This window comes from Moraxella sp. FZFQ2102, from assembly GCF_024137865.1.
In the GTDB taxonomy this organism is placed as follows: domain Bacteria; phylum Pseudomonadota; class Gammaproteobacteria; order Pseudomonadales; family Moraxellaceae; genus Moraxella.
The window spans coordinates 1,330,591-1,355,076 of the sequence record NZ_CP099960.1 but is presented as its reverse complement, the minus strand read 5'-3'; the positions used below and the strand labels follow the sequence as shown (position 1 = coordinate 1,355,076).

The following is a 24,486-nucleotide window of genomic DNA, read 5'->3' as shown; positions in this document are numbered from 1 at the left end:
TAATTTATAGGTAAATCTTATAAATAACAACCACGCTTAATAGCGTATCGCTACCTTTGGCTCACATCACAAACCCAATCAGCTGCAACAGATGAAGTTTTTTCATCAAGATCGCACATGCTGATCATATTAAGCGCAGACTTGCTATTGGTGAGACAATCACTTTTTTACTAGGCACTGAGGGCAGTATAACAACATAGTGCGACATTTTGTGTCGCATACAGGAGAGTGCATAAAAAATAACCGCACAATGGCGGTTATTTATTATTGAGCAATGGGTTCAATTTGATTTTTTGATCAAGTTTTTCTAATTTGTCTGTATAACTATCAATCGCACTTATATCCCATTTTTCATGCATCAGCATGATCAGCTGACTTAGACTTTGGGTGCTACGCCCACTATTGAGCCGTGCGATGACCTTTTCTCGTTTGGCTTCAGGTAGCAGATTGGATAGCCGCGAGTTTTCACTATGGCTCACCAAACACAGATTGCCCAATTGATTCAGCGCTATTAAATCATCACCTGTTTTTCGATTGGATTGATCTTCTGGATTGCGTGGATAGCAATGCTCAATCGATGAACGATGCATAAAGACAAATTTATCAAAAGCCTTTTTTAGCTCTTCGGCACTGGAGTTTTGATTTGGTGCGTATTTTTCAAAAAATTTAACTCTTTCGTTTTCATCCTGCCCAGCCTGTTTCCATTCCTGTTTCCACTCATACCACAAACGATAATCAACATAATTAAGCATAAAATAAGACACATTAGGATAGTTTAGCTTGTCCCGCTGTTTTTGGTAATAGTCGTCATGTGCCAAACGATGCAGTTCATCGAGAAACTTCTTATCAAAATCTTTATCTTTAGTCTGAGTACGATTCTTCCACAAATACGCCAAAACATCTTGTAGCCAAGTTTTATAAATACGACTTGAGTGCGACACATGAAACATCGCCTGCACCATCACCAGATGCTCATTAGATTCAGACTCCTCCTTGTCGGTTTGAAAAGTATTTTTGGCATAGATACTATTATTACTTAGCTTGGGCTGTAAGATCGCCCACTTGACATCCGTGCCATCATTTGCCTTGCGGTTGTCCTGCTTGATCACATAATAATCAAACAACAAACGGCATTTTAACAAATCCATCGCAAATCGCTTAACCGCATCTGCATCCTTCAAAGATTCAAATGCTGTCAGCAAAGACTTATCATCCAAGCTGATTTTTTCTTTTTTTTCTTCGTCAGTTTCTCGCACTTTTAGCACATGCAATAAAAAGTTTGGAAAATCAATCACCGATTGGTATTGGCCATCATCGGTATTATCCACATCTTTGGGGTTTTTGATTGGGTCATCGATGATCTTAATGATCGACTTGCCCACTAAATTGCCTGCTTCAAGATCTTGCTTGGTTTCAGCTTTTCTTTCTTCAAGCTCTTTATCCTTTAATCCTTCTGCTTTTTTGTCAATCAACAAATTCTTAAACTTGCCCAAGTCAAAATCCTGCTCTAGGCGACAGGGTAATTGATCCACAAAAAATTCTGCTCGTATGACTGTCGGCAAGCCCGATACCGCAAAGCGGCTCATATCCGAGCAGGCATCCCAAATCATCGCAAACGCTTTTTGGTCTTTTGGGTCTAATTTACCCATCAACTGCGCCTTGATGATTTCATGCTTTTCAAGCTGTTCGCCGCGCGTGTTCATGATTTCAAAATAATGGTTCAGATCCGTATCTTTGGGTACGATGGTACGACAGATTTTTACTTGCTTATTGATAAATTCTTTAAATTGATCAATTAATTCGCGATCTTTCAAATTTGCATCTTCTAAATTTTTAAGATTGATCAATGCCTGCCACATTGCTACAAAGCCATCAGCGATACCGCTATCGGCTTTTATCGCCACCGCTGGATTATCAATTTGTGCTTTGGACTCTGGACGAGATTCAAAGTCAAGGTTGGTTTGTTCTGCATCCCATTGAATTTCACTCAATGTAAGACCGCCATCAAACTTTGATAAACATTTGTTTAAAATATGCAAAGTCGTCAATCGCTGCTGACCATCAATGACTTCATACCTGCCATCAGCTCGGTGATGCACCACTAAAGTACCGAGATAATAAGCCTTGTCCTTATCCTGCTCAAACGCTTTATACAAATCCTGAACCAATTGCCCAATCTCAACACCGCCCCATGCATAGTTGCGCTGATAAACGGGGATCAGATAGTGATCTTCTTGGCTTAATAGCTGCTCGATGGTTAATAATTTGACTGCTTCACTCATGACTTTTCCTCTTATAATCACGGCTTTGGTACTGATAGATACTCTGCCAACTGAACGGATTTGCCATTACTCTTAGATAAAGGCATCACGATAAAATTGGCAATTTGTTTAGGATGGATGGCGTGCAACAAAACATCAAACAAACCATCACGCTCAGCGACGATTTTTTCAATCGTACCCCAATCAATTCGTTCTTTGTCTAGACGCTCTCGAAACACCCAATTAAAAATCCGCGATAACGCCACATCCAAGCCATGTGTCGCAAATTTATCATAATACATCAATACCATCGCATAAAATAAGATGCGCAAATAGCCATCGCCTGTACGATGCGAACCATCATAATCCATCGCACCCAAATAGCTGATTTGCTTTTTGTCTTTGATGCACCATAGGTTAAAAAAATAGCCATTTAACACACCTTGATCTTTATCAAACAACCGATGATACATTTGCACATAATGGTCAATATACATAAAAAACAACTCACCATCAATCAATGGCTGCGTGGTCTGAAACGGTGAGGGTGGTGGCTGTACCATACGCCATGGATTTGCTTGATGCTCTTGGTATAATGCCAAATTGGCACGCACAGCATTGAGATAGGGATAAGGCGCATCAAGCGTCACACCTTTAAACACAGACAGCTGTTTGACCGTAAACTCATCTGCCCGACGAGATTTTGACCACTGACGCAAGCAAAACAATGTCTTGCTAATGACTTGATCTAAGCTTGGCTTACCATCAATAGCCCGCTCCCAGCGCATGACATAGTCAAGCTTATTTGGGTGATCGGATGGGATGGCTCGCAGATGATACGCTTTGAGCAAATCATACGGCGCAAGACTTTTGCCACGAGCATTTTGTGAATCAAAAAACTGAAACGCTTCATTTTGATTGGTCAGCTCAATCCACACAAACTCACACTGCTCGTCGATAAACTTCAGCAATCGCTGCCGGCTGCCGCCATCCAACATATCCAGATACCGCCCAATCAGTTGATAATTATGGTAGATATTGTATTGGCTGAATGGGTGGGCGAATTGATCTTTTTTCAAAAATGCATCAATGCTTGTATCTTTCAAACGATGCAAAATCAACGCCAAAGTCACCAAGCGCTGCTGACCATCAACGATATCACATTTATCTTTATCTTTGTGAATCACTAAAGTACCCAGACGATAGGTGCTGTTTGGTTGATTGATACAATGATGATTTAGGTCATCAAGCAGCTGGCGTACATTCTCCACACGCCACTTATACGGCCGCTGATAATTAGGGATGGATAGATCTTTTTTATACACTTCATTGATCTTATAGACACCCAATTTTGGGTCTGAGTCTGTCTTGCTCATAACACTCTCCTGCTATTTTTTATCATGATAACACCATGTGGCGACAATTTATGTCGCACATCACACCACCGTCTTCTTTACCTGCCACACGCTCTCGCCAAAGCCATTAAGCCAGCGATCAAGCATATCACTATCCACCACAGTGGCACGGACATGGTAATAGCCGTCATGCGCCTGTATCACTTGGTCGGCTGACAAAGGCGTCTCAGTCAGATGAAATCCTTCGATCTCATCAATACAAAACTCAAGACAAATCCGCTCTCGCCCAAAGCCAAACCCCGCCTGCTGATTGATATACTCCGATAAATCAAACTCACTTGGATACTCAAATGTCAATGATGACACCGATGCCGTCTGACAGCGATGCAGTGCCAAATGGCGAATATCATCAAAGCCATCAAACTGCGCAACCAAATACAGATTGCTCCCTTGCTGCACGAGCGCTAGCGGTTTCACACTGTACTCACTACAAAAATTGTGGCGACGCTGAGCCTGGTTGGCATAAGTGATGTTCAAATATCGGTTGTCATACAATGCCGCACTGACCGCTTCGAGCACTTCAGGCAAAATGATGGGCGGTAATAGCGGCTGAGCCATCGGTGCAATCGCCACCTTTTTCATCCATGTCTTGGCATGATCATCGCCAGCATTCCGATGATACAGCTCATAACCTGCTTGCGCAAAGAGAGACTCCAGCGATGTCTTGGCAGAATTTGGCAAAAAATGCTTCAGATGCTGATATGCCAACTGCAGTAGCAACGCTTCTTGGTCATTCATCTGCGAGATGCTCACTCCAGAAGACTGCGCCGACCACTGATAGCGATAAGGTGTCTGACGATCATCACACATAATCCCAAACGCATCGCACAGTACTTGTAAATCCCGTTGTAGTGTACGCAAGCTTTGTGTATAGCCCTGTGCTGCCAGTGCATAATGCAGCTCGCCACAACTGATGCTTTTGGGCTGTTTGGGAATTTTCTTAAGTATTTCAAGCAAGTAAATCGCCCCTTGCTTATTGGATTTGCGTGATGTGCTCGCCATCTGATCGAGACTCCTGTTATCAACCGTCGTGATTTTTATGTTATTTTGCCACAAAAACACCCCAAAAGCTTGAAACTTTTGGGGTGTTTAAAACTCAAGTTAAATTAATGTATTACATTAATTACTTGCGTTTTTTGCGTTGGATAGCGTGGATCGCACGGCCATCTGCAGATAGTGCTGCCTCATGTACCGCTTCAGAGACTGTTGGGTGAGCAAATGTCATCAACTGTAGATCTTCGATGCTAGATACAAATTCCATCGCAATCATGCCTTGGTGGACGATGTCGCCAGCACCAACGCCGACCATGTGCATACCTAGCAGGCGATCAGTTTTGGCATCTGCCACAACTTTCACCAAGCCCATGCCTTCGCCCTGTGCCAATGCACGGCCGTTCGCTGATAGGCTAAAGTTACCAGTTTTTACTTCATAACCCTTAGCGATGGCTGCTTCTTCGGTCAGACCTACCCATGCAATCTCAGGATGGGTATAGATGACGCTGATGATGGTGTCGTAGTTGACTTGTGCTTTTTCGCCATGCAGACGCTCAACCGCCATCATGCCTTCTTCCATCGCTTTGTGTGCAAGCATTGGGCCACGCACTAGGTCGCCGATGGCATAGACGCCGTCTAGGTTGGTTTTGCATTGATCATCAACCGCTACCAAGCCACGCTCAGTCAGCTCGATGCCACAGCCTTCGGCAAGTAGTTTTTCGCTATAAGCACGACGGCCTACACAAACGATCAACTTATCAAAGGTTTCAGTTTTCACTTCGCCTTTCACATCAGTGGTAACCACAACTTCGCCATTAACCACTTCAGCATTGGTCACTTTGGTATCAACACGGATATCTAGACCTTGTTTTTTCAGTAGCTTGGCTGCTTCTTTTGAGATTTCTTTATCAGCCACTGCCAAGAACTCAGGCATCGCTTCATAAACGACAACCTCAGCGCCTAGGCGACGCCATACAGAACCCAGCTCAAGACCGATGACACCAGCACCGATCACGCCTAGACGTTTTGGCACTTCAGCGAACTCTAGCGCGCCTGTTGAATCAACGATGTATTCGCCATCAGTCTTCGCTACTGGGATTTCGATTGGCACAGAACCTGCCGCTAGGATGACGTATTTAGCAGTGATGGCAGACTCTTCACCTTCTAGTGAAGTGAATTTCACTTGTTTTTCAGCAGATTTACCATCAACTAGCGTACCCCAGCCTTGTAGCCAATCAACGCCATTGCCTTTTAGTAGGCCTGCCACACCAGCGGTCAAGCCTTTAACGATGGCATCTTTACGCTCAAGCATTTTTGAGATGTCGATCGCTACATCACCAGTGGTGATGCCGTGTTCAGCCAGCTCATGCTTGGTTGCTTCATAGCGATGTGAGCTGTCAAGCAATGCTTTTGATGGGATACAGCCGACATTCAAGCAAGTACCACCCAATGCAGGCTCGCCTTTGTGAACGCGTTTTTCAATACAAGCCACGCTAAAGCCAAGCTGTGCACCACGGATTGCCGCTTCATAACCGCCAGGGCCGCCGCCGATGACGACCAAATCATAAGATTGTTTCATAGTTCTTCTCAACTTATTATAAATTTAAATGATATAATTAAATCATAAATTTAAACAATTTTTAAAGACACAAAGAATTGTCAGCACTCGTCCGACAATCCTTTGTACTCATCACATCAGATCAATTATAGATCCAATAGTAGCATTTGTGGGTCTTCGATCAATTCTTTGATGGTTACCAAGAATTGTACCGCTTCTTTACCGTCGATTAGGCGATGGTCATAAGACAGTGCCAAATACATCATCGGTAGGATCACCACTTCGCCATTGACTGCCATTGGGCGCTCATTGATTGCGTGCATACCCAGGATAGCAGTTTGTGGTGGGTTGATGATTGGGGTTGATAGTAGTGAACCAAATACACCGCCATTGGTGATGGTGAAAGTACCGCCAGTCATCTCTTCGATAGATAGCTTGCCTTCGCGTGCTTTGATCGCGTAGTCGCGGATGCCTGCTTCGACATCAGCCATGCTCATCACATCGGTGTCGCGTAGGACAGGTACAACCAGACCGCGGTCAGAAGATACTGCCACGCCCACATCATAGTAGCCATGATAGATGATGTCGTTGCCATCGATTGATGCGTTCACTGCTGGGAAGCGTTTTAGTGCTTCGGTTGCAGCTTTCACAAATAGTGACATAAAGCCAAGTTTTACGCCGTGGCGTTTTTCGAAGCGATCTTTGTACTTAGCACGCAGATCCATCAATGGCTTCATGTTCACTTCGTTGAAAGTGGTCAGCATTGCAGTTTCTTGAGTGGCTGACAATAGACGCTCAGCGATACGCTTACGAAGACGCGTCATTGGTTCGCGTTTTTCGATACGCTGACCAACAGCTGTTGCGATCACTTGACCGTTGTCTGATTTCAAGGTTGGGTTTACCATGTCTGATTTGGTCACGCGACCGCCACGGCCTGAGCCTTGGACATCAGCAGGATTAACGCCAGTTTCTTTAGCAGCTTTACGCACAGCCGGGCTTTGATCTTTAAAATCACCTTCAGCGCCAGTGTCAGCTTTTGGCTGTACTGGAGCTGCAACAGATGCAGGATCTACTGTGGTGTTGCCATCAGCTTCATCTTTGCTAGCAACTTTGGTTTCGCCTGCTGGTGCAGCTGCACCCGCTTCAAAAGTCGCAACCACTTCAGCTGACAGTACAGTGTCATCAACTTTCTTCACGATGCTGGTCACAACGCCGTCATCTGGTGCAACGATTTCTAGAACAACTTTATCGGTCTCAACTTCAGCCAACAGCTGATCACGGCTGACCGCTTCGCCTTCGGCAACATGCCACTCAACAATCGTACCGTCTTGAACTGATTCTGGGAATACTGGGGCTTTGATTTCAGCCATAATAAACTCCTTCAAGTTTATAAAATTTTGATTTTATTGTAAAAAGTAAAGACAGCCAAACCGACAGTCATCGATTTGGCTGCAAGCGATTATTGTAGTGCATCAACAGTCACACCCAATGCTTGTGCAATCAGGGCTTTTTGTTGTTCTGCGTGCATCTTCGGTGAGCCTGTCGCAGGGGCAGCCGCCGCTGGGCGTGCTGACGGTGCGATGATTTTCGCCTTAGTAGGCGCAGGCACGACGATGCGATATAGTTCCGGTGCTAGATAGTACCAAGCACCTTGGTTCAATGGCTCTTCTTGTGACCAGATGATCTCTTCTAGATTTGGATACTTAGCGATCTCTTCTAGAATGCGCGCTTCTGGCAGTGGATATAGCTGCTCGATACGAACGATCGCCACATGCTCTTGACCCAGTTTGCGGCGTTGATCCAGTAGATCGTAGTAAACTTTACCACCACATAGCACTAGGCGAGTCACTTTGCTGTTGTCGATGGTATCGATCTCTGACAATACGGTTTCAAACTTACCTGTTGCCAATTCTGACAGCTCAGAAGTCGCTAATGGATGACGAAGTAGGCTTTTTGGTGACATTACCACCAATGGCTTACGGATCGGGCGCAATACCTGACGGCGCAAGGCGTGGAAAATCTGCGCTGGTGTCGTTGGTGTGATGACTTGCATATTTTCTTCAGCACACAGCTGCAAGAAACGCTCCAGACGCGCTGATGAATGCTCAGGGCCTTGACCTTCAAAGCCATGTGGCAATAGCATGGTCAAACCACAGACGCGCTGCCACTTGGTCTCACCTGATGAGATGAACTGGTCGATGACCACTTGCGCACCGTTCGCGAAGTCACCGAACTGCGCCTCCCATACAATCAGTGCATTTGGCACAGTGGTCGCATAGCCGTATTCGAACGCTAATACCGCTTCTTCCGATAGCAGTGAGTTATAAGTTGCAAAACGGGCTTGATTTGGAGAGATGTGCTGTAGCGGAATGTACATACTGCCGTCATTGACATTGTACAGCTCGCTGTGACGGTGTGAGAAAGTACCACGACCGACATCTTCACCAGTGATACGCACCAATGAACCTTCATCGGCAAGACTTGCATAAGCCAAAGTCTCAGCCGCACCCCAGTTCAGTGGCTCTTGACCAGTTTGCATGGCTAGGCGTTGCTCGATGACTTTTGCCACTTGACGCTGCAAGGTGAAGCCTTCTGGAATCTTCGCCATCGCTTCGCCATAGGCTTTTAGTTTTTCAATATCGACACCAGTTTCCCAGTCATCGACAAGCTTATGACCTAGGTAAGGTTTCCAATCCACGAACAGTTCGGTATTTGGCTCGCTGACCCAACCGTTGGCGACATTTTGACCATTGTCTAGTGCTACACGATAATCATCTTCGAACTTGCTGCTTTCTTCGGCGGTCAATACGCCTTCTTTGATCAGCTGCTCGGCATATTTGGTGCGCGTGGTTGGTAGTTTTTTGATGACAGCGTACATCAGCGGCTGAGTGGCTGATGGCTCATCTGATTCGTTATGACCGTTACGGCGGTAGCAGACGATGTCAAGTACGATGTCTTTGCCAAATTCACGGCGATAGTCCACCATCAGCTGCGATGCAAATACTACCGCTTCTGGATCATCACCATTGACATGAAGGATCGGTGCGTGTACCATTTTTGCGACATCAGTACAATATTCAGTAGAGCGCGCGTCTTCTGGACGAGAAGTGGTGAAACCAACTTGGTTATTGATCACGATATGCACAGTACCGCCTGTCTTGTAGGCGCGTGTTTGTGACATTTGGAAAGTTTCTTGGTTCACACCTTGACCTGCAAAGGCAGCATCACCATGCACAACGATCGGCAATACAGTGCTGTTGTCGATGTCATAGCCGTACTCTTCTGAGCGGCGAGCTTGACGCGCACGCACTGAGCCTTGTAGTACAGGTGAGACGATCTCTAGATGCGATGGGTTGAACGCCAAAGCAAGGTGCATCTCGCCACCTGGTGTCATCACATTCGATGAAAAACCGTTGTGGTACTTTACATCGCCTGAGCCATTGACAGGTTGTACTTTACCATCAAATTCATCGAACAGATCGCTTGGGTTTTTGCCCAAGATATTGACAAGCAAGTTCAGACGACCGCGGTGCGCCATACCGATGACGGCTTCTTTTGAGCCATAGCCACCGACGCGCTGCACCATCTCGTGCACTGCAGGGATGAAGCTTTCACCACCTTCTAGACCGAAACGCTTCACACCTGTGTATTTACGCGCAAGGTATTTTTCCAAGCCTTCAGCTGCGTTCAGGCGCTCGAAGATTTCTAGTTTTTTGGCTTTATCAAAGCGGATATGACCGTGATTTGATTCGATATAGTTCTCGAACCAGCGTTTTTCGGTGGCGGTGAATACATGCATATATTCATAGCCGATGCTGCCGCAATAGACGCGCTCTAGGATTTCGATGATCTCGCGCAAGGTTGCGGTATCTTTGCCGATGGCAAGGTCATTGGTTGGGAATACGGTGTCTAGATCTGCTTCAGATAGACCATGATAAGCCAAAGTCAGCTCTTCTAGGCGTGGGCGATCTTGTAGCCCAAGTGGATCTAGGTTCGCCATGCGATGACCACGGCGACGATAAGATGAGATCAGCTGCTGCACTGCCATTTGTTTTGGGTTGGCTTCGCTTGATGCGCCAGCTGCTGCACGCGGTGCATTGGTTTGGTTCCGCGCCAAAAGCAAGAACTGCTCTTTAATGGCATTGTGTGGTGCGTCATTGTCTTGACGATAATCTGCAAAATAAGTCTGCCAGTCTTCGCTGACACTATTTTTATCTTCTAGGTATTGTTCATACAGTGCTTCGACATAGGCTGCACTGTCTGCCGCCAATTCGGTGTTTAAAAACGCCACCGTCTCTTTACTGTTTGTCATTGTTATTACGCCATGAGTTAGTAAACATTATATCGCCATGCCTAACAAGCTTGTTAAACGGTGGCGACAAACTGTGCGTCTTGATAAAAGACATACCACGCTATAGTGTACGCCTTTTTTTGCAAGATAACAAGTTGCAAACGCTTTTTTCGGCACAAAAACCATCGATTTTTCATCTTTTAATCCCAAAGCTTACACTTTACTTACTTATTACTTACTTGATTTTATCTGATTTCGTGATCGCTCGCGTTTTTGTAATTTTATTAAACAACTCTGGTGGTTTTTACAAAAAGTTGTATCAAATCAAGCAACTACCAAACGAGCATGCACAAGTTAGAATATTGCAATAAATGGATACAAATTATCTACAAATTATGTGGACATTTGTACCAATTTTCATGCATTATAAAGTCATCAAGTGATACAAGGATGTCACTGCGTCCTTGGTCAGTTGATGATCAGACAATCAACAAAAAAGGAACTTATCATGCGTTATGCCAATCCAAATACCGAGGGCAGTAAAGTCAATTTCAAAGAAAAATATGACAATTTCATCGGTGGGCAATGGGTTGCCCCTATGGATGGGGAATATTTTGACGACATCTCGCCAGTCGATGGCAAGCCCTTTGCCAAAGTCGCCAAATCCAATGCCAAAGATATTGAGCTGGCACTTGATGCGGCACACGCTGCCAAGGACGCTTGGGGCAAGACTTCGCCGACCGAACGCTCAGCCTTATTATTAAAAATCGCTGACCGCCTAGAAGCCAATCTTGAGACGCTTGCCGTCGCTGAGACTTGGGAAAATGGTAAGCCAATCCGTGAGACTTTGGCAGCTGATATTCCGCTGGCGATTGACCATTTCCGCTATTTTGCTGGCTGTATCCGTAGCCAAGAAGGCAGCATCAGCCAAATCGATGATGACACTGTCGCGTATCATTTCCACGAGCCGATTGGCGTGGTGGGTCAGATTATCCCTTGGAACTTCCCAATCTTGATGGCAGCATGGAAAATCGCCCCTGCGCTAGCAGCGGGTAACTGCATCGTACTTAAGCCTGCTGAGCAAACGCCTGTCAGTATCATGGTGCTCATTGAGCTGATTGAAGATTTGCTACCAAAAGGTGTGCTCAATGTGGTCAACGGCTTTGGTCCTGAAGTCGGCACACCGCTTGCGACCAATCCACGCATCGGCAAAGTCGCCTTTACCGGCTCAACCGAAGTCGGTCAAAAAATCATGCAATACGCCACCGAAAATATCATCCCTGTGACGCTTGAGCTAGGCGGCAAATCGCCAAACATCTTCTTTGCTGATGTCATGGATCGTGAAGATGAATTCTTGGATAAGGCTTTGGAAGGCTTTGCGATGTTCGCCCTAAACCAAGGCGAAGTCTGCACCTGCCCATCTCGTGCATTGGTACACGAAAGCATCGCCGAAGCTTTCTTGAAAAAAGCCGTTGAGCGTGTCAAGAACATCAAAACTGGTCATCCGCTCGATACCGACACCATGATCGGCGCTCAAGCATCCCAAGAGCAACAAGACAAAATCTTAGGCTGTATCGCCAAAGGTAAAGCTGAAGGGGCGGAAGTCTTGACTGGCGGCGAAGCTCGCAGCGAAGTGGATGGTGGATTTTATATCGAGCCGACCATCTTTAAGGGTGAGAACAGCATGGAGATTTTCCAAGAAGAAATCTTTGGCCCTGTGCTGTCAGTAACCACTTTCAAAGACTTTGATGAAGCCATCGCCATCGCTAACGACACCATGTATGGTCTGGGTGCAGGCGTTTGGAGCCGTGACGGCACGACCGCTTATCGTGCTGGCCGTGCTATCCAAGCAGGTCGTGTATGGACCAACTGCTACCATATCTACCCTGCCCATGCCGCTTTTGGTGGCTACAAAAAATCAGGCATTGGCCGTGAGACGCACAAGATGATGCTTGATCATTATCAACAAACCAAAAACCTATTGGTCAGCTATTCGGCTAAGGCATTGGGGTTTTTCTAAGAGTAGGGAGTGAAGAGCAAGAAAACAAAAAGCCATTTGGAATATCCAATGGCTTTTTTGATGGTGATTTATTTCAAAATCAATCAATGACGGCGGCGCTCATTCTCAGCATCAACGATCTCATCAGCGATGCTCATCGCCTGAAAGCTGTTCGGATCGGCAAGCTTCCACATATCATCCAGCACACGACGACCACAATCACCTGTCAATAGCGAACCTGAGTCGATGAACTGATAATGCTCGGACAACAGCTTAATCCAGCCGTCTGGCTGGCGACGGACGATGTGATGTGGCTTCAGTTCACTTGGGTGATTCAGCCCTGCTGCACCGACCAGACCTGACAGTGCTTTTAGTGTATTGCCGTGGAAGTTTTTCACGCGGCGCGACTTATCAGGCACATCCAATGCTTTTTGGCGAGCAGGGTCTTGGGTGGCGACACCAGTTGGGCATTTGTTGGTATGGCATGAGCGTGACTGGATACAGCCCACCGCAAACATAAAGCCACGCGCCGAGTTGCACCAATCCGCCCCCAAGCTCATCATCTTGGCAATGTCAAAGGCACTGATGATTTTGCCACTGACGCCGATTTTGATCTTATCGCGAATGCCCGCACCGACCAAAGTATTTTGGACAAAAATCAGCGCATCGACCAGCGGCATCCCCACCGAATCCATGAACTCCACAGGCGCAGCACCCGTACCGCCTTCTGCACCATCGACGACAATGAAATCAGGATAATTATCTTCTTCAATCATCGCCTTGACGATCGCCATAAACTCCCACGGCATACCGATACACAGCTTAAAGCCCACAGGTTTACCGCCCGATAATTCGCGCAATTTTTGCCAAAACTGTACCAACTCGCGCGGCGTGCTAAACTCTGGATGCGTCGCTGGCGAAATGCAGTCCACACCCATCGGAATGTGGCGCGTCTCAGCGATCTCTTGGGTGATTTTGGCAGCAGGTAGTACGCCGCCTTTACCCGGTTTCGCTCCTTGTGACAGCTTGATCTCGATCATCTTGACCTGCTCAGATGCCGCCTGCTGACGGAAAGTCTCAGGATTGAATCGACCATTATCATCACGGCAGCCAAAATATCCCGTGCCAAGCTCCCAAATCAAATCACCACCATGCTTACGATGATAAGGACTGATACTCCCTTCGCCAGTATCATGAGCAAAGCCGCCTTCTTTGGCGCCTTTATTCAATGCTTCGATGGCATTGGCGGACAATGAGCCAAAACTCATCGCCGAGATGTTCAGCACTGACAACTCATAAGGCTGCAAACAGCGCTCATTGCCCACGCGCACGCGAAAATCGTGATTTTCGATCGTGTGGCTGCGACCTGAGTGCAAGAACCAATCCGTACCTGGTTTGGTCAAATCATTCAAGCTACCAAAGGCGGTGGTGCTGTCCAAATCCTTAGCACGCTGATAAACGATTGAGCGCTGCAGACGCGAAAACGGCACTTCATCGCGATCGCCTTCGATGAAATATTGGCGCACCTCTGGGCGGAAATTCTCAAATAAAAAGCGAATGTGTCCGCTGATCGGATAATTGCGCAAGATCGCGTGGCGTTTTTGATTGATATTATAAATCCCAAGGCAAGTCAAGGCGATGGCGATCACAAGCAACCACCAGATTTGCAAAAATAACGCCACAGGAATCAACGCAACGCAGACCCAAAACAGCACATAGCGCGGCAAAATCAAAAAAAAGAAGTTCGCTGAATGATTATTTGGTTTTGGATAAGTCATAAAAGGACATTCCCACACGATGACGCTTTTGGCACAGCCGCACGCCTTTTTCTTAGGTCAATAAGTTCTTGGATTAATGAGTGTTTGATGCACAGATGAATGCATAGACAGATTGTGGCGATTATACCACAGTGCATTTATCATCATAATTTGATAATATTGATAAACCTATCGATTTATATGATAAAAAAGCCACTCTTAGCCCACAATTTTTAAGCTTAAGTCATCAATGATCCCAAATAAAAATCCTGCAACCAAGATGATTGCAGGATTTTATGTGTGGTTTATCCAATTTAAACCAATAAATTTATACAGCTGAACCTGTGTTGCCACGCGCTTGGACGAACAGCATCACTAGCACCAATACCGATGGAATCGCCGCGATCAAAAACAGCGGCCCGATGTTCATACTCGCTGCCAGACTACCGCCCAACACAGGACCAATCACCGAACCCAAGCGACCAATGCCAATGCTCCAGCCCACACCTGTACTACGAAGCAGCACAGGATAGTGGCTTGCTGATAACGCATTGAGCGTCGGCTGACCACCAATGACCGCAAAGCCCGCCAAGAACACCACAACGAACAGCAGTGCCACGCTATGCACGCTGTAGCCGATGTAACCGACCGTAACGATCGCAAGTACGAACACTGGCATTAAGACTTTATAAAAGCCAAATTTATGAATGATCGCGCCCTGTGACAGACTGCCGATCAGCGCGCCCAGCTGCAGCACTGTACCTAGCATCAAGGCTTGATTGATTGACAAGCCTGATTCTTTGCCCAAGGCAGGCAGCCAACTTGACAAGAAATACAAGCTGATCATATTTAGCACCGTGATGATCCACATGGTACTGGTGAAAAATGCACGACCTTGTTTGAACAGATCCAGTGGCGATGTCTTATGCGTGGTTTTGTCTTCTAGCTCGATTTTGACATCATCATTTAAGCCAAGCGATGGATAAAACTTGCGCAGCGATTCTAGTACTTTTTTGGGGTGGCGCGAGCGTGCGACCAAGAATTTTTGGGACTCAGGAATCCAAAAATACATAAACACGAATAAAATCAATGGCATAATACCACCGAAATAAAAGATCGCTTCCCAACCAAAGGGCTTGAGCGCAGTCGCCACAAAGCCGCCCAAAATCGCCCCAAGCGTAAAGCCTGCCGAGATCATCGTCATGATGAACACCTGCTGACGCTTGGGTACGATATCCGAGCTGTACGCCATGGCATTAGGCATGATGCCGCCCAAAAATATCCCCGTCACAAAGCGAATCATCGCAAGCTGCTCAAGGTTCTTGGCAAGGGGTGTCAATAGCATCAGCACCGCAAAAGCAAAAGTCGAAACCAATAAAATCGGACGGCGACCATAGCGATCCGATAAGCTACTTAATAGCAGTGAGCCAACGAACAGACCACCCAATGCCGCGCTGAACACCACGCCAAGCAATGCCTTATCCACTTGCCAGCTCTCCATGATCAAAGGCGCGGCATACGCCATCGCTTGGATGTCATATCCATCCAAGATCATCAGCGCCATGCACAGTGAGATGATGATTTTTTGGTAGCGGCCCAGTGGTTGGCTGTCGATCAGCTCGTTCAATCGAATGGTAGTCATAAAAAATCCCTATTGTTGTTATGTACAAGCAGCCCTGCGGTGCAAAAAACTTGCTTGGGATGTGTTGTTTTATTCAATATAAAAATAGCACAGTGACACGCTTGGCATCAGCGGTGAGATGGTAAGCTTGTGCCAAATGCATCTGGTGCATTATTGTGTCTGAATCGCTATCGGCAGTCAATACGATATTCATGATAATAATTTGCAAATATCACCAAAATCTTGATATATCCAAGTGAACTTGTGCTGATTTTCACTCGGTGGGTGTGCTAAACTATGAAAAATTTACCAAGATGCATAAGGATTTTCTATGAGTACAGCAAATTGGCTGGATGTGATCAAATTTAACACTGACGGCCTAGTGCCGACCATCGCCCAAGACCGTGCCACAGGACAGGTGCTGATGATGGCTTGGCAAAACCGCGAATCGCTGGAGCTGACGCGCAAGACAGGCATGGCGGTGTATTTTTCGCGTTCACGCGGTAAGCTGTGGCACAAAGGCGAGACATCAGGTCACACCCAGATCGTCCACGATATCTACACCGACTGCGATGGCGACACAGTGATTTTATCGGTCACGCAATTGGGCGGTATCGCCTGCCACACAGGGCGCAAATCCTGCTTTTATCAAAAGCTTGACGCCGATGGTAATTGGCAAATCATCAGTGATGTCATCAAAGACCCTAATGAGATCTATGGCCAAGCAGATGACAAACACGCACACGCTGACCAAAGTTCTGCCCAAGTCGCCACTCAAGCCGCCCAAACTGCTGCACAAGCCGCACTAAACAGCCACGATGTCTTGGGCGCGCTTGATACCATCTTGAACGATCGCAAAACCGCCGACAAAGACAGCTCTTATGTGGCAAGTCTTTATCATAAAGGCTTAAATAAAATCCTAGAAAAAGTCGGCGAAGAATCGGTAGAAAGCATCTTAGCTGCCAAAGAATTGCAATTGGCACAAGCCACAGGCGAGAATATCGATGCGATGCGCACAGATTTTGTCTATGAAGTGGCGGATACTTGGTTTCATCAGATGGTGGCACTGTCGGCATTGGGGCTTGATTCGCAAGCGGTGATCACTGAGCTTGCGCGTCGCTTCGGCGTCTCTGGCATCGATGAGAAAAACAGCCGCAACCAAAGCGCATAACTGCCGCAAAGTCGATGTGTCATTCAAGAAAAAGCACAGAATATCTTAACATTATCCATTCACAGCGCGATAAAATTGTGCTATGATGGGCGGTATAACTCTTAGAATATAAAAAGGATAATAATCATGGGTTCATTTTCTTTAACACACTGGTTGATTTTGTTGGTTGTGGTTGTGGTGATTTTTGGCACCAGTAAACTAAAAAACGCGGGCAAGGATTTGGGCTCAGCGGTCAAGGGCTTTAAAGACGCGGTCAAAGAAGACGACACCAAAGCCATCAGCCAAAACGAAAAAACCATCATCGCCGAAGAAGTCAAAGTCGAAAAAACCGACGACAAAGCCTAAGTTTGCTTTGTTCATTCTGATTATCTTGTGATATCAAGCCATGTTTAACATTGGTTTATTTGAGATGACGCTGTTTGGGATCATTGCACTCATCGTGCTTGGTCCTGAAAAGCTGATCGTCGCTGCACGCACTTTGGGGCGTTGGTATGGTACTTTGCGCCGTGCCAGCACGCGCCTACAGTCCGAGATCGCTAGTGAATTACAGCTGCTCGAAGCCCAAGAAGAACTCAAAAAAGAACTTGCCAAAATCCGCGAATCTGAAGCGCAGATGAAGGTGCAGATGAATGCCCTGCAACAGTCTTTGGGTCGTACCGAAAGCCAATTTCACACCGCCACATCTCAAGCGATGGATGCTTGGCAGACCATACCAGAGCAGCTAAACGACGCCATCAGCGACACCAATCCTGCCACCGCACAAACGCTACAATCCACCACACAACCAATGGCAAATCGTTGGTTCGTCTTGGGCGACTATGATCGCGCGCGCAGGCTGCCTGCCGCACCGATGATGCCCAATTACACCGCCGACCCACTACTAAATCGGGTGAACTCATGAGCAATACGACGACACCCACGCCGCGCGGCGATGACATGCCTTTGATGGCGCATTTTGTGGAATTACGCACGCGTTTTATTCGCATTTTTTTGGCAGTATTGGGGATTTTTTTGGCACTGGTGGGATTTAGCCGTCAGCTGTATGATTTCATTTCCAATCCACTGGTCGCGCTACTGCCTGCCGAAGCCAGTCTGATCGCCACCGATGTCGCATCGGGTTTTCTTGCGCCGATTCGCTTAACCTTTTTTATCGCGCTGTTTGCCAGCGTGCCATTTATCATCGCGCAGATCTGGGGCTTTATCTCCCCTGGTCTTTATAAACACGAAAAACGCGCTGCCTTGCCACTGATGCTCAGCGCCATTGTGCTGTTTTATTTGGGCGTGGCATTTGCATACTTTATTGTGCTGGTGCCTGCGCTGAAATTCTTCGTGATGTTCGCGCCTGATAATGTACTGCCGATGACGGATATTGACAGTTATCTTAACTTCGTGCTCAAGCTGTTCTTGGTGTTCGGCGTGATGTTCGAGATTCCTGTGGCGACGATGATTTTGGTGCTGATGCGCTTGGTCAGCGTCAAAAGTCTGGCGGACAAACGCCGCTATATCATCGTCGGCTGCTTCGCTGTCGCTGCCATCGTCACTCCGCCTGATGGCGCAAGTATGCTGATGCTCGCCATTCCGATGTGCTTACTGTTCGAATTGGGTTTATTCATGGCAAGACTGTTGGTCAAAGATACGCCGTCTGATGATGATACGCCACACCTTCAGCAGGCGTCTTAATAATGACACCGACAGACGCCCAAGCTCGCCTAGACCAGCTACAAGCACTCTACCGCCAATGGCTTGACCAAAAAGCTGTCCTACAGACATTTGAGCAGCAGCTGACAGATGCTCTACAAACCATAGCATCTCTTGAGCATGCCTACATGAGTGATGACTATCATGAGCTACTTACCCTTGATGCAGAAGGTTTGCTTGATACTACCACCGATGGCGAATATAGTGTACTGAGTGAAGATACACTGTATGATGAGATAATCGCCAAGCAAGAGCTACTTTGGCGACTACTGCGTCTATGCGTGCAGACACTGGATCATACACGCTCTGCCGATGACTAAGCCACTCTTAGTCCGCCTTTCCCCTATTGTTCCAAGGTCGCTAATGCCTGCTCAATATCTGCCTGCAGGTCTGCCACTGCCTCAAGCCCGATACAAAACCGCACCAAATAACCCTTGGCAAGGTGCGAACGCTCACACTGACGCATCTTATTGAGATCATAGGGCATCACAAGGCTAGTCGCTCCGCCCCAGCTAAAGCCGATTTTAAATAATTTTAACGCATCAACGAAACGACAAACATTCGCCCAACTGTATCGATCATCAAGGATGATACTGACAAGCCCTGCTGATAACCCTGTTTGGCACACCTGTTGCCAGTGATCATGCCCTGCTGCTGACGGATGAGCAGGATGAAGCACTTGTGCGATTTGCGGTTGATTTTGCAAGAATTGCAATAGCTCGATACACGCTTGTGACTGCTTTTGATAACGCAATGCCATGCTTGGTAAGCTTCGATACACGGTCGCACAGTCATCACCTGAGACGCAGACACCCTGTAGTGCGTGCATGCGTAGCAGTTTGTGATACAGCCCCTTTTCCTTGGTGACCACACTACCCATCAACACATCACCGCCGCCACTTGGATATTTGGTCAAAGCATGCACCGAAATATCTACTGCCAGTTTCTCATCACCGATAGCAAACGGACTAAATGCCAGTCCTGCACCCCATGTATTATCCAGTGCTACCGTGATGCCGTGTGCTTTGGCCTTATGAATCAATCCAATAACATCAGGAAACTCCATCGTGACCGAGCCTGCCGCCTCAATCCACAGGAGGCGACACTGCTCACTTGGCATAAAGCTGTCAATGTCGGTAGGATCATAAATCTTCACCACAATGCCATAGTGTGCTTGCAAGAAGCTTAGGTGCTCAAGGTTTGGCCCATACATATTGTCTGCAAGCCACACCTCATCACCTGAGGTCAATAAGGCAGTATTCACCAAATTGATCGCTGAAAGCCCACTCGGTGCAAGCAGGCAGTACTCACCCCCTTCTAGCCGTGCAATCTGATCGGCAAGCGTATAAGTCGTTGGTGTGCCATGCGTGCCATAGCTATAATCATAGCGATCTGTCCAATGTCGATTTTGCAAAGCAGCCATATCTTTAAAGACAATCGTCGATGCTCGATAGACAGGCGGCTGCAAGCTGTCGATCATTTGTGGTGTATGACGAGGATCATGAATCAGTGCCGTTTGTGTTTTCATAGATACTGCTTTATTAATGGGCAAATAAAAAGCCATCATACTGAGGATATGATGGCTTTGTCAAATGCTTTGAGATCCTATGCTTAGTCGAACAGGTCTTTGACATCGTCTTTGAATTTGTCAAAAAAGCCTTTTTTCTGCTCGCCGCTATTTTTCTCACCTAAGCTAGCTTGTAGCTGTCGCATCAGCTCTTTTTGTTCAGAAGTCAGATTAACAGGGGTCTGCACCACGATACGGCAAATCAAATCACCTTGCATATGTCCACGCACGGTGGTAACGCCTTTACCACGCACTCGCAGTAGCTTGCCTGATTGTGTGCCTTCAGCGATTTTGACTTTGATTTTGCCATCTAGGGTTGGCACTTCGACTTCATCACCCAATGCCGCTGTTGCCATAGATACAGGGACATCCATGTGCAAATCCGCGCCACGACGAGTGAATACATCATGTGGCTGTACACGCACTTCGACATAAAGATCGCCATTTGGCATACCTTTATCGCCTGCTTCACCCTTACCTGCTAGACGCACGCGGTCGCCATCATCGACACCGGCAGGGATCGAGACTTCCAGCGTTTGCTGTTCGCTTTTTTTGCCTTCGCCATGACAGTCGGGGCAAGGGTTTTTGATTTGTTTGCCTGTGCCATGACACTGCGGACAGGTCTGCTGCATGACGAAAAAGCCCTGCTGCATACGTACCTGACCTTGGCCGTGGCAATGGCTACAAGTGACGATATCGCTGTCAGACTTAGCCCCCTTACCATGACATGTACCACAGGTGACAGATGTTGAAAAGGTGATTTGTTTTTTGCAGCCTTTGACCGCTTCTTCGAGTGTCAAGCTGATGTTGTACAACAAATCCGCACCACGGCTAGCACGACGACTTGAACCACCACCAAAGCCACCGAAACCGCCGCCACCGCCAAAGGCTTGACCGAATAAATCACCAAAAATATCGTTAAAATCGCCGCCGCCAAAGCCGCCGAAACCACCGCCACCAAAGCCACCTGCACCCATGCCTTGCTCATAGGCATCATGCCCCATGCGGTCATAGGCAGCACGCTTTTCGGCATCGCTGAGCGTCTCATAAGCTCGGGTAGCTTCTTTGAGCTTTTCTTCGGCCTCAGGATTGTCTGGGTTGCGGTCTGGATGGTATTTCATTGCAATTTTACGAAAGGCTTTTTTGATTTCTTTTTCGTCGGCGGATTTATCCACACCCAAGATGCTATAAAAATCTTTACTCATATCCAAAACTCAATAAAAAACACAAAAATATCCCTAAATATGGTGTTATTACCACAATTTATCAAGCCTAAATCATTAAATACCTACAAATTCTAGAGTGTATTTCACAAAAAAATCCCGATGAGTACCATCGGGATTTGGCCAAGAAAGCTTAACTCATTAGTGATCAGCAGCGATTGCTCCATGATCAGCCAACAATGCCAAGATTTCAGCAGTTTTACTCTTGAGCAAGTCCGCATCGCCACGAGTCTCGATATTTAGGCGAATCAAAGGCTCGGTGTTACTCGAACGCAGATTAAATCGCCAATCGCCAAAGTCAAGGCTTAAGCCATCAAGCGTGTTTTTGGCAGGATTGAGCGAGCCATATTTATCTTCTAAAGCTTGGCTGATGGTTGCTGCATCAGACTGTCCAAGCTTGAAATTGAGCTCGCCTGAGCTTGGGAATGCGCTGATATAATCATCGACAAGCTCAGCCAAAGATTTGCCTGTCACTGATAACAGCTCAATTAATAGCAGCCATGGCACCATACCGCTGTCGCAGTAGAAAAATTCTTTGAAATAATGATGTGCTGACATCTCGCCACCATAGATGGCACCCGTTTCACGCATCACTTGCTTGATGAATGAATGTCCTGATTTGCTCAGCGCAGGCACGCCGCCTAGGTCGCTGATGACATTTTCGGTGTTATAAATCACGCGCGGATCATAGACGATGGTTTCGCCTTGATGTTTTTGTAAAAAAGCGGCGGCAAGCATCCCGACGACATAGCTGCCATCGATGAATCTGCCATTGGCATCGAACAAAAAGCAGCGGTCAAAATCGCCATCGAACGCCACACCAAAATCCGCCCCATGCGCCAGTACTGCATCACGCGTTGATGCTTGGTTGGCGATGATCATTGGGTTTGGGATGCCATTTGGGAAACTGCCATCAGGCGTATGATGCACTTTGATGAGCTCAATCGGCGCGCCAGCGGCTGCAAAGCGTGCTTCGATGGCATCGACCACAGGGCCTGCTGAGCCGTTGCCGCTGTTGACGATGATTTTTTTGGCGGTGAATTTGGCGGTATCCACAAAGCTCATCAGCTTATCGATGTAGGCAGTTTTGTCTGATTTTTCAATCACTCGCCCTTTTGGTGCATCAATAAACTCACCACTTTCTGCCAAAGCGCGCACTTCGCCCAGTCCTGTATCAGCGCTGATTGGACGAGAATTTTCGCGCACCATTTTTAAGCCATTATAATTAATTGGGTTATGGCTTGCGGTGACTTCAATGCCGCCGATGGCGTGATAATGACTAGTGGCAAAATACACTTCTTCAGTGCCTGTCATGCCAAGGTCAATGACATCCACGCCAGCGTCAGTGATACCATCGATCGCAGCGGCTTTTAGGGCAAAGCTTGATGGGCGAATGTCTGCACCGATGACGATGGCAGACTGGTTGTGTGTGGTGTTATTTGCCAAAATCTGTGCAAAAGCACGGCCGATGCGATAAGCGATGGACTCGTCCAGATTGACGCCAAGCTCGCCACGCACATCATAAGCTTTAAAGCAGCTGATACTGATTTTTTCAAATTTATTCATTACTATTCCTTAATAAAATCTTGGATTTCAAGCATAGTGTAGCATAAAAATTGGTTGGTTCGTATGGCTAAAGTGTAAAAAGTTAGCCCAAATGAAACACCTTGAAACATCAGTCACACTCAAGCTAAAATAACATGATGATTCAATGTCTTTCAACAGTTATAAGAGATCATTATGTTTCGCATCAATCAAGATGAAAATACCATTGAAAAGATTCAACCGACGAACTTCTCCGATCTTGGCTTTAGTGAACGCAGCCATCTGCAAGAATGGATTGCAAAAAATCCTGCAGCACTCGGTGAAGAATTGCTGATTATTCAAAAAGAATTTGATGGCTTTGATGACACCAGAGAGCGTTTGGATTTATTGGCACTGGATAAGCAAGGCGATCTTGTCATTATTGAAAATAAACTCGATGACAGTGGACGCAATGTCACTTGGCAAGCTTTAAAATATGCATCGTATTGTGCCACTTTGACCAAATCCCAAATCATGGATATTTATCAAAGCTATTTGGATCGCTATGGCGGACAAAATGCCGAGCATGAAATTTTAAAATTTCTGCAAGCAAGTGATTTGGACGAAGTGCGATTTAATCAAAATCAACGCATTATCTTTGTTGCCAATCATTATCGCAAAGAAGTCACCTCTACCGTGCTATGGCTGATGACCAAGCACGAAATGCCAATCCAATGCTTTAAAGCAACGCCCTATAAAGTTGGCGAGCAACTATTCTTGGATATGGAACAAATCATTCCTACCAAAGAAACCGAAGAATTCATGATTAAAATGGCGGAAAAAAATCGTGAAGAGCAAGATACGCTCAAAGAGCGAGATAGATTATTATTAGATTTTTGGCAGGCGGTGATTAATCGATGCAAACAAGCAGGCATCGCACTATTTGCCAATGCCATTTTCCATCAAGATTTAATAACATTGGTACAAGCATCGGCATCACAGGGCTGAGTGTGAATTTTGTAATGACTAGAAACACAGGCAGAATTGAGCTGTATATCGCCAAAAGCGATCCGATGGAAAATACAAGAATATTCAATGGGTTACAAAACTTCAAAGACGCTATCGAACAAGAACTTGGCTGTGAGCTGATTTGGGAGCCATTAGACGATAAAAAAGCTTGCCGTATCAAAGCTGAGCTGAGCGATGTCGGCACCTTTGATCAGCAAACTTGGGAGACCGCCATTGACTTTTTTGTTGGTAATATACAGCAGTTTTATGATGTGTTTAAAAAATATCTAGCCAACATCAATTAACACAGCTTGGATCCGCACTTCTTGCTTGGCACTGCCGTTTGATTTTGACAAATGACAACGCTTTTTATGTTATAATGGCTTATTTTTGACTGCCT

The 24,486-nt window shown here is 46.5% G+C and carries 19 protein-coding genes; 8 read left to right on the top strand and 11 right to left on the bottom strand.

All coding sequences use genetic code 11. The annotated features are described in order from the left end of the window. Positions 1-257 precede the first annotated feature (257 nt). From NGM44_RS06345 to NGM44_RS06320, 6 genes are all read right to left on the bottom strand, one after another. Entirely contained in the window at positions 258-2,282 is a 2,025-nt protein-coding gene (locus tag NGM44_RS06345) for a DUF262 domain-containing protein (protein ID WP_253222901.1), read from the bottom strand. Between the two features lie 17 nt (positions 2,283-2,299). Next, positions 2,300-3,637 (bottom strand): DUF262 domain-containing protein, encoded by a 1,338-nt coding sequence (locus NGM44_RS06340; protein WP_253222900.1) that lies wholly within the window; start codon positions 3,635-3,637, stop codon positions 2,300-2,302. A gap of 60 nt (positions 3,638-3,697) precedes the next feature. Then, on the bottom strand, positions 3,698-4,678 hold the full coding sequence (locus tag NGM44_RS06335) for a YafY family protein (protein WP_253222899.1): 981 nt from the start codon (positions 4,676-4,678) through the stop codon (positions 3,698-3,700). 121 nt (positions 4,679-4,799) lie between these two features. Beyond that, positions 4,800-6,248, bottom strand: coding sequence for a dihydrolipoyl dehydrogenase (lpdA, locus tag NGM44_RS06330; RefSeq protein WP_253222898.1), 1,449 nt, complete (start codon positions 6,246-6,248; stop codon positions 4,800-4,802). A 125-nt stretch (positions 6,249-6,373) separates the two neighbouring features. Continuing rightward, a complete protein-coding gene (gene odhB, locus NGM44_RS06325) occupies positions 6,374-7,597 on the bottom strand; it encodes a 2-oxoglutarate dehydrogenase complex dihydrolipoyllysine-residue succinyltransferase (protein ID WP_253222897.1) in 1,224 nt (407 codons plus the stop codon). 89 nt (positions 7,598-7,686) lie between these two features. Continuing rightward, a complete protein-coding gene (locus tag NGM44_RS06320; RefSeq protein ID WP_253222896.1) occupies positions 7,687-10,539 on the bottom strand; it encodes a 2-oxoglutarate dehydrogenase E1 component in 2,853 nt (950 codons plus the stop codon). 487 nt (positions 10,540-11,026) lie between these two features. Here NGM44_RS06320 and NGM44_RS06315 point away from each other — a divergent pair, with 487 nt between their 5' ends. Further along, on the top strand, positions 11,027-12,538 hold the full coding sequence (locus NGM44_RS06315) for an aldehyde dehydrogenase family protein (protein WP_253222895.1): 1,512 nt from the start codon (positions 11,027-11,029) through the stop codon (positions 12,536-12,538). Between the two features lie 83 nt (positions 12,539-12,621). Here the strand turns inward: NGM44_RS06315 and NGM44_RS06310 are convergent, their stop codons facing one another. After that, positions 12,622-14,295: a glutamate synthase-related protein gene (locus NGM44_RS06310; RefSeq protein ID WP_253222894.1), complete on the bottom strand. Its 1,674-nt coding sequence runs from the start codon at positions 14,293-14,295 to the stop codon at positions 12,622-12,624. A gap of 307 nt (positions 14,296-14,602) precedes the next feature. Next, positions 14,603-15,916 (bottom strand): MFS transporter, encoded by a 1,314-nt coding sequence (locus NGM44_RS06305; RefSeq protein ID WP_253222893.1) that lies wholly within the window; start codon positions 15,914-15,916, stop codon positions 14,603-14,605. 310 nt (positions 15,917-16,226) lie between these two features. Here NGM44_RS06305 and hisIE point away from each other — a divergent pair, with 310 nt between their 5' ends. The 5 genes from hisIE to NGM44_RS06280 all read left to right on the top strand — a co-directional run bounded on the left by hisIE (position 16,227) and on the right by NGM44_RS06280 (position 19,084). After that, a complete protein-coding gene (gene hisIE / locus NGM44_RS06300; RefSeq protein WP_253222892.1) occupies positions 16,227-17,066 on the top strand; it encodes a bifunctional phosphoribosyl-AMP cyclohydrolase/phosphoribosyl-ATP diphosphatase HisIE in 840 nt (279 codons plus the stop codon). Between the two features lie 126 nt (positions 17,067-17,192). Next, complete coding sequence (tatA, locus tag NGM44_RS06295; protein ID WP_253222891.1) at positions 17,193-17,411, top strand: Sec-independent protein translocase subunit TatA; 219 nt, start codon at positions 17,193-17,195, stop codon at positions 17,409-17,411. A gap of 40 nt (positions 17,412-17,451) precedes the next feature. Then, a complete protein-coding gene (locus tag NGM44_RS06290) occupies positions 17,452-17,967 on the top strand; it encodes a twin-arginine translocase TatA/TatE family subunit (protein WP_253222890.1) in 516 nt (171 codons plus the stop codon). Next, complete coding sequence (tatC, locus tag NGM44_RS06285) at positions 17,964-18,746, top strand: twin-arginine translocase subunit TatC (protein WP_253222889.1); 783 nt, start codon at positions 17,964-17,966, stop codon at positions 18,744-18,746. The genes NGM44_RS06290 and tatC overlap by 4 nt, the downstream gene beginning before the upstream one ends. A 2-nt stretch (positions 18,747-18,748) precedes the next feature. Further along, positions 18,749-19,084 carry a DUF4298 domain-containing protein gene (locus NGM44_RS06280; RefSeq protein ID WP_253222888.1) on the top strand — a complete coding sequence of 112 codons (336 nt, stop codon included), beginning with the start codon at positions 18,749-18,751 and terminating at the stop codon, positions 19,082-19,084. Between the two features lie 23 nt (positions 19,085-19,107). On the opposite strand, the gene NGM44_RS06275 is transcribed toward NGM44_RS06280, so the two are convergent. From NGM44_RS06275 to NGM44_RS06265, 3 genes are all read right to left on the bottom strand, one after another. Next, positions 19,108-20,292 carry a PLP-dependent transferase gene (locus NGM44_RS06275; RefSeq protein ID WP_253222887.1) on the bottom strand — a complete coding sequence of 395 codons (1,185 nt, stop codon included), beginning with the start codon at positions 20,290-20,292 and terminating at the stop codon, positions 19,108-19,110. 83 nt (positions 20,293-20,375) lie between these two features. Beyond that, entirely contained in the window at positions 20,376-21,536 is a 1,161-nt protein-coding gene (dnaJ, locus tag NGM44_RS06270; protein ID WP_253222886.1) for a molecular chaperone DnaJ, read from the bottom strand. Between the two features lie 159 nt (positions 21,537-21,695). Next, entirely contained in the window at positions 21,696-23,120 is a 1,425-nt protein-coding gene (locus tag NGM44_RS06265) for a phosphomannomutase CpsG (RefSeq protein ID WP_253222885.1), read from the bottom strand. A 174-nt stretch (positions 23,121-23,294) separates the two neighbouring features. Between NGM44_RS06265 and NGM44_RS06260 the strand changes: the two genes are divergently transcribed. Further along, positions 23,295-24,086, top strand: a complete 792-nt coding sequence (locus NGM44_RS06260) for a hypothetical protein (protein WP_253222884.1) — start codon at positions 23,295-23,297, stop codon at positions 24,084-24,086. Further along, positions 23,996-24,391, top strand: coding sequence for a DUF4268 domain-containing protein (locus NGM44_RS06255; protein WP_253222883.1), 396 nt, complete (start codon positions 23,996-23,998; stop codon positions 24,389-24,391). Before NGM44_RS06260 ends, NGM44_RS06255 begins: the two co-directional genes overlap by 91 nt. Positions 24,392-24,486 lie beyond the last annotated feature (95 nt).

What these genes read in the sequence shown, in the direction of transcription:
- NGM44_RS06345 (WP_253222901.1), bottom strand. Translation starts at nt 2,282, where the DNA reads ATGAGTGAAGCAGTCAAATTATTAACCATCGAGCAGCTATTAAGCCAA.
- NGM44_RS06340 (WP_253222900.1), bottom strand. Translation starts at nt 3,637, where the DNA reads ATGAGCAAGACAGACTCAGACCCAAAATTGGGTGTCTATAAGATCAAT.
- NGM44_RS06335 (WP_253222899.1), bottom strand. Translation starts at nt 4,678, where the DNA reads ATGGCGAGCACATCACGCAAATCCAATAAGCAAGGGGCGATTTACTTG.
- lpdA (WP_253222898.1), bottom strand. Translation starts at nt 6,248, where the DNA reads ATGAAACAATCTTATGATTTGGTCGTCATCGGCGGCGGCCCTGGCGGT.
- odhB (WP_253222897.1), bottom strand. Translation starts at nt 7,597, where the DNA reads ATGGCTGAAATCAAAGCCCCAGTATTCCCAGAATCAGTTCAAGACGGT.
- NGM44_RS06320 (WP_253222896.1), bottom strand. Translation starts at nt 10,539, where the DNA reads ATGACAAACAGTAAAGAGACGGTGGCGTTTTTAAACACCGAATTGGCG.
- NGM44_RS06315 (WP_253222895.1), top strand. Translation starts at nt 11,027, where the DNA reads ATGCGTTATGCCAATCCAAATACCGAGGGCAGTAAAGTCAATTTCAAA.
- NGM44_RS06310 (WP_253222894.1), bottom strand. Translation starts at nt 14,295, where the DNA reads ATGACTTATCCAAAACCAAATAATCATTCAGCGAACTTCTTTTTTTTG.
- NGM44_RS06305 (WP_253222893.1), bottom strand. Translation starts at nt 15,916, where the DNA reads ATGACTACCATTCGATTGAACGAGCTGATCGACAGCCAACCACTGGGC.
- hisIE (WP_253222892.1), top strand. Translation starts at nt 16,227, where the DNA reads ATGAGTACAGCAAATTGGCTGGATGTGATCAAATTTAACACTGACGGC.
- tatA (WP_253222891.1), top strand. Translation starts at nt 17,193, where the DNA reads ATGGGTTCATTTTCTTTAACACACTGGTTGATTTTGTTGGTTGTGGTT.
- NGM44_RS06290 (WP_253222890.1), top strand. Translation starts at nt 17,452, where the DNA reads ATGTTTAACATTGGTTTATTTGAGATGACGCTGTTTGGGATCATTGCA.
- tatC (WP_253222889.1), top strand. Translation starts at nt 17,964, where the DNA reads ATGAGCAATACGACGACACCCACGCCGCGCGGCGATGACATGCCTTTG.
- NGM44_RS06280 (WP_253222888.1), top strand. Translation starts at nt 18,749, where the DNA reads ATGACACCGACAGACGCCCAAGCTCGCCTAGACCAGCTACAAGCACTC.
- NGM44_RS06275 (WP_253222887.1), bottom strand. Translation starts at nt 20,292, where the DNA reads ATGAAAACACAAACGGCACTGATTCATGATCCTCGTCATACACCACAA.
- dnaJ (WP_253222886.1), bottom strand. Translation starts at nt 21,536, where the DNA reads ATGAGTAAAGATTTTTATAGCATCTTGGGTGTGGATAAATCCGCCGAC.
- NGM44_RS06265 (WP_253222885.1), bottom strand. Translation starts at nt 23,120, where the DNA reads ATGAATAAATTTGAAAAAATCAGTATCAGCTGCTTTAAAGCTTATGAT.
- NGM44_RS06260 (WP_253222884.1), top strand. Translation starts at nt 23,295, where the DNA reads ATGTTTCGCATCAATCAAGATGAAAATACCATTGAAAAGATTCAACCG.
- NGM44_RS06255 (WP_253222883.1), top strand. Translation starts at nt 23,996, where the DNA reads ATGCAAACAAGCAGGCATCGCACTATTTGCCAATGCCATTTTCCATCA.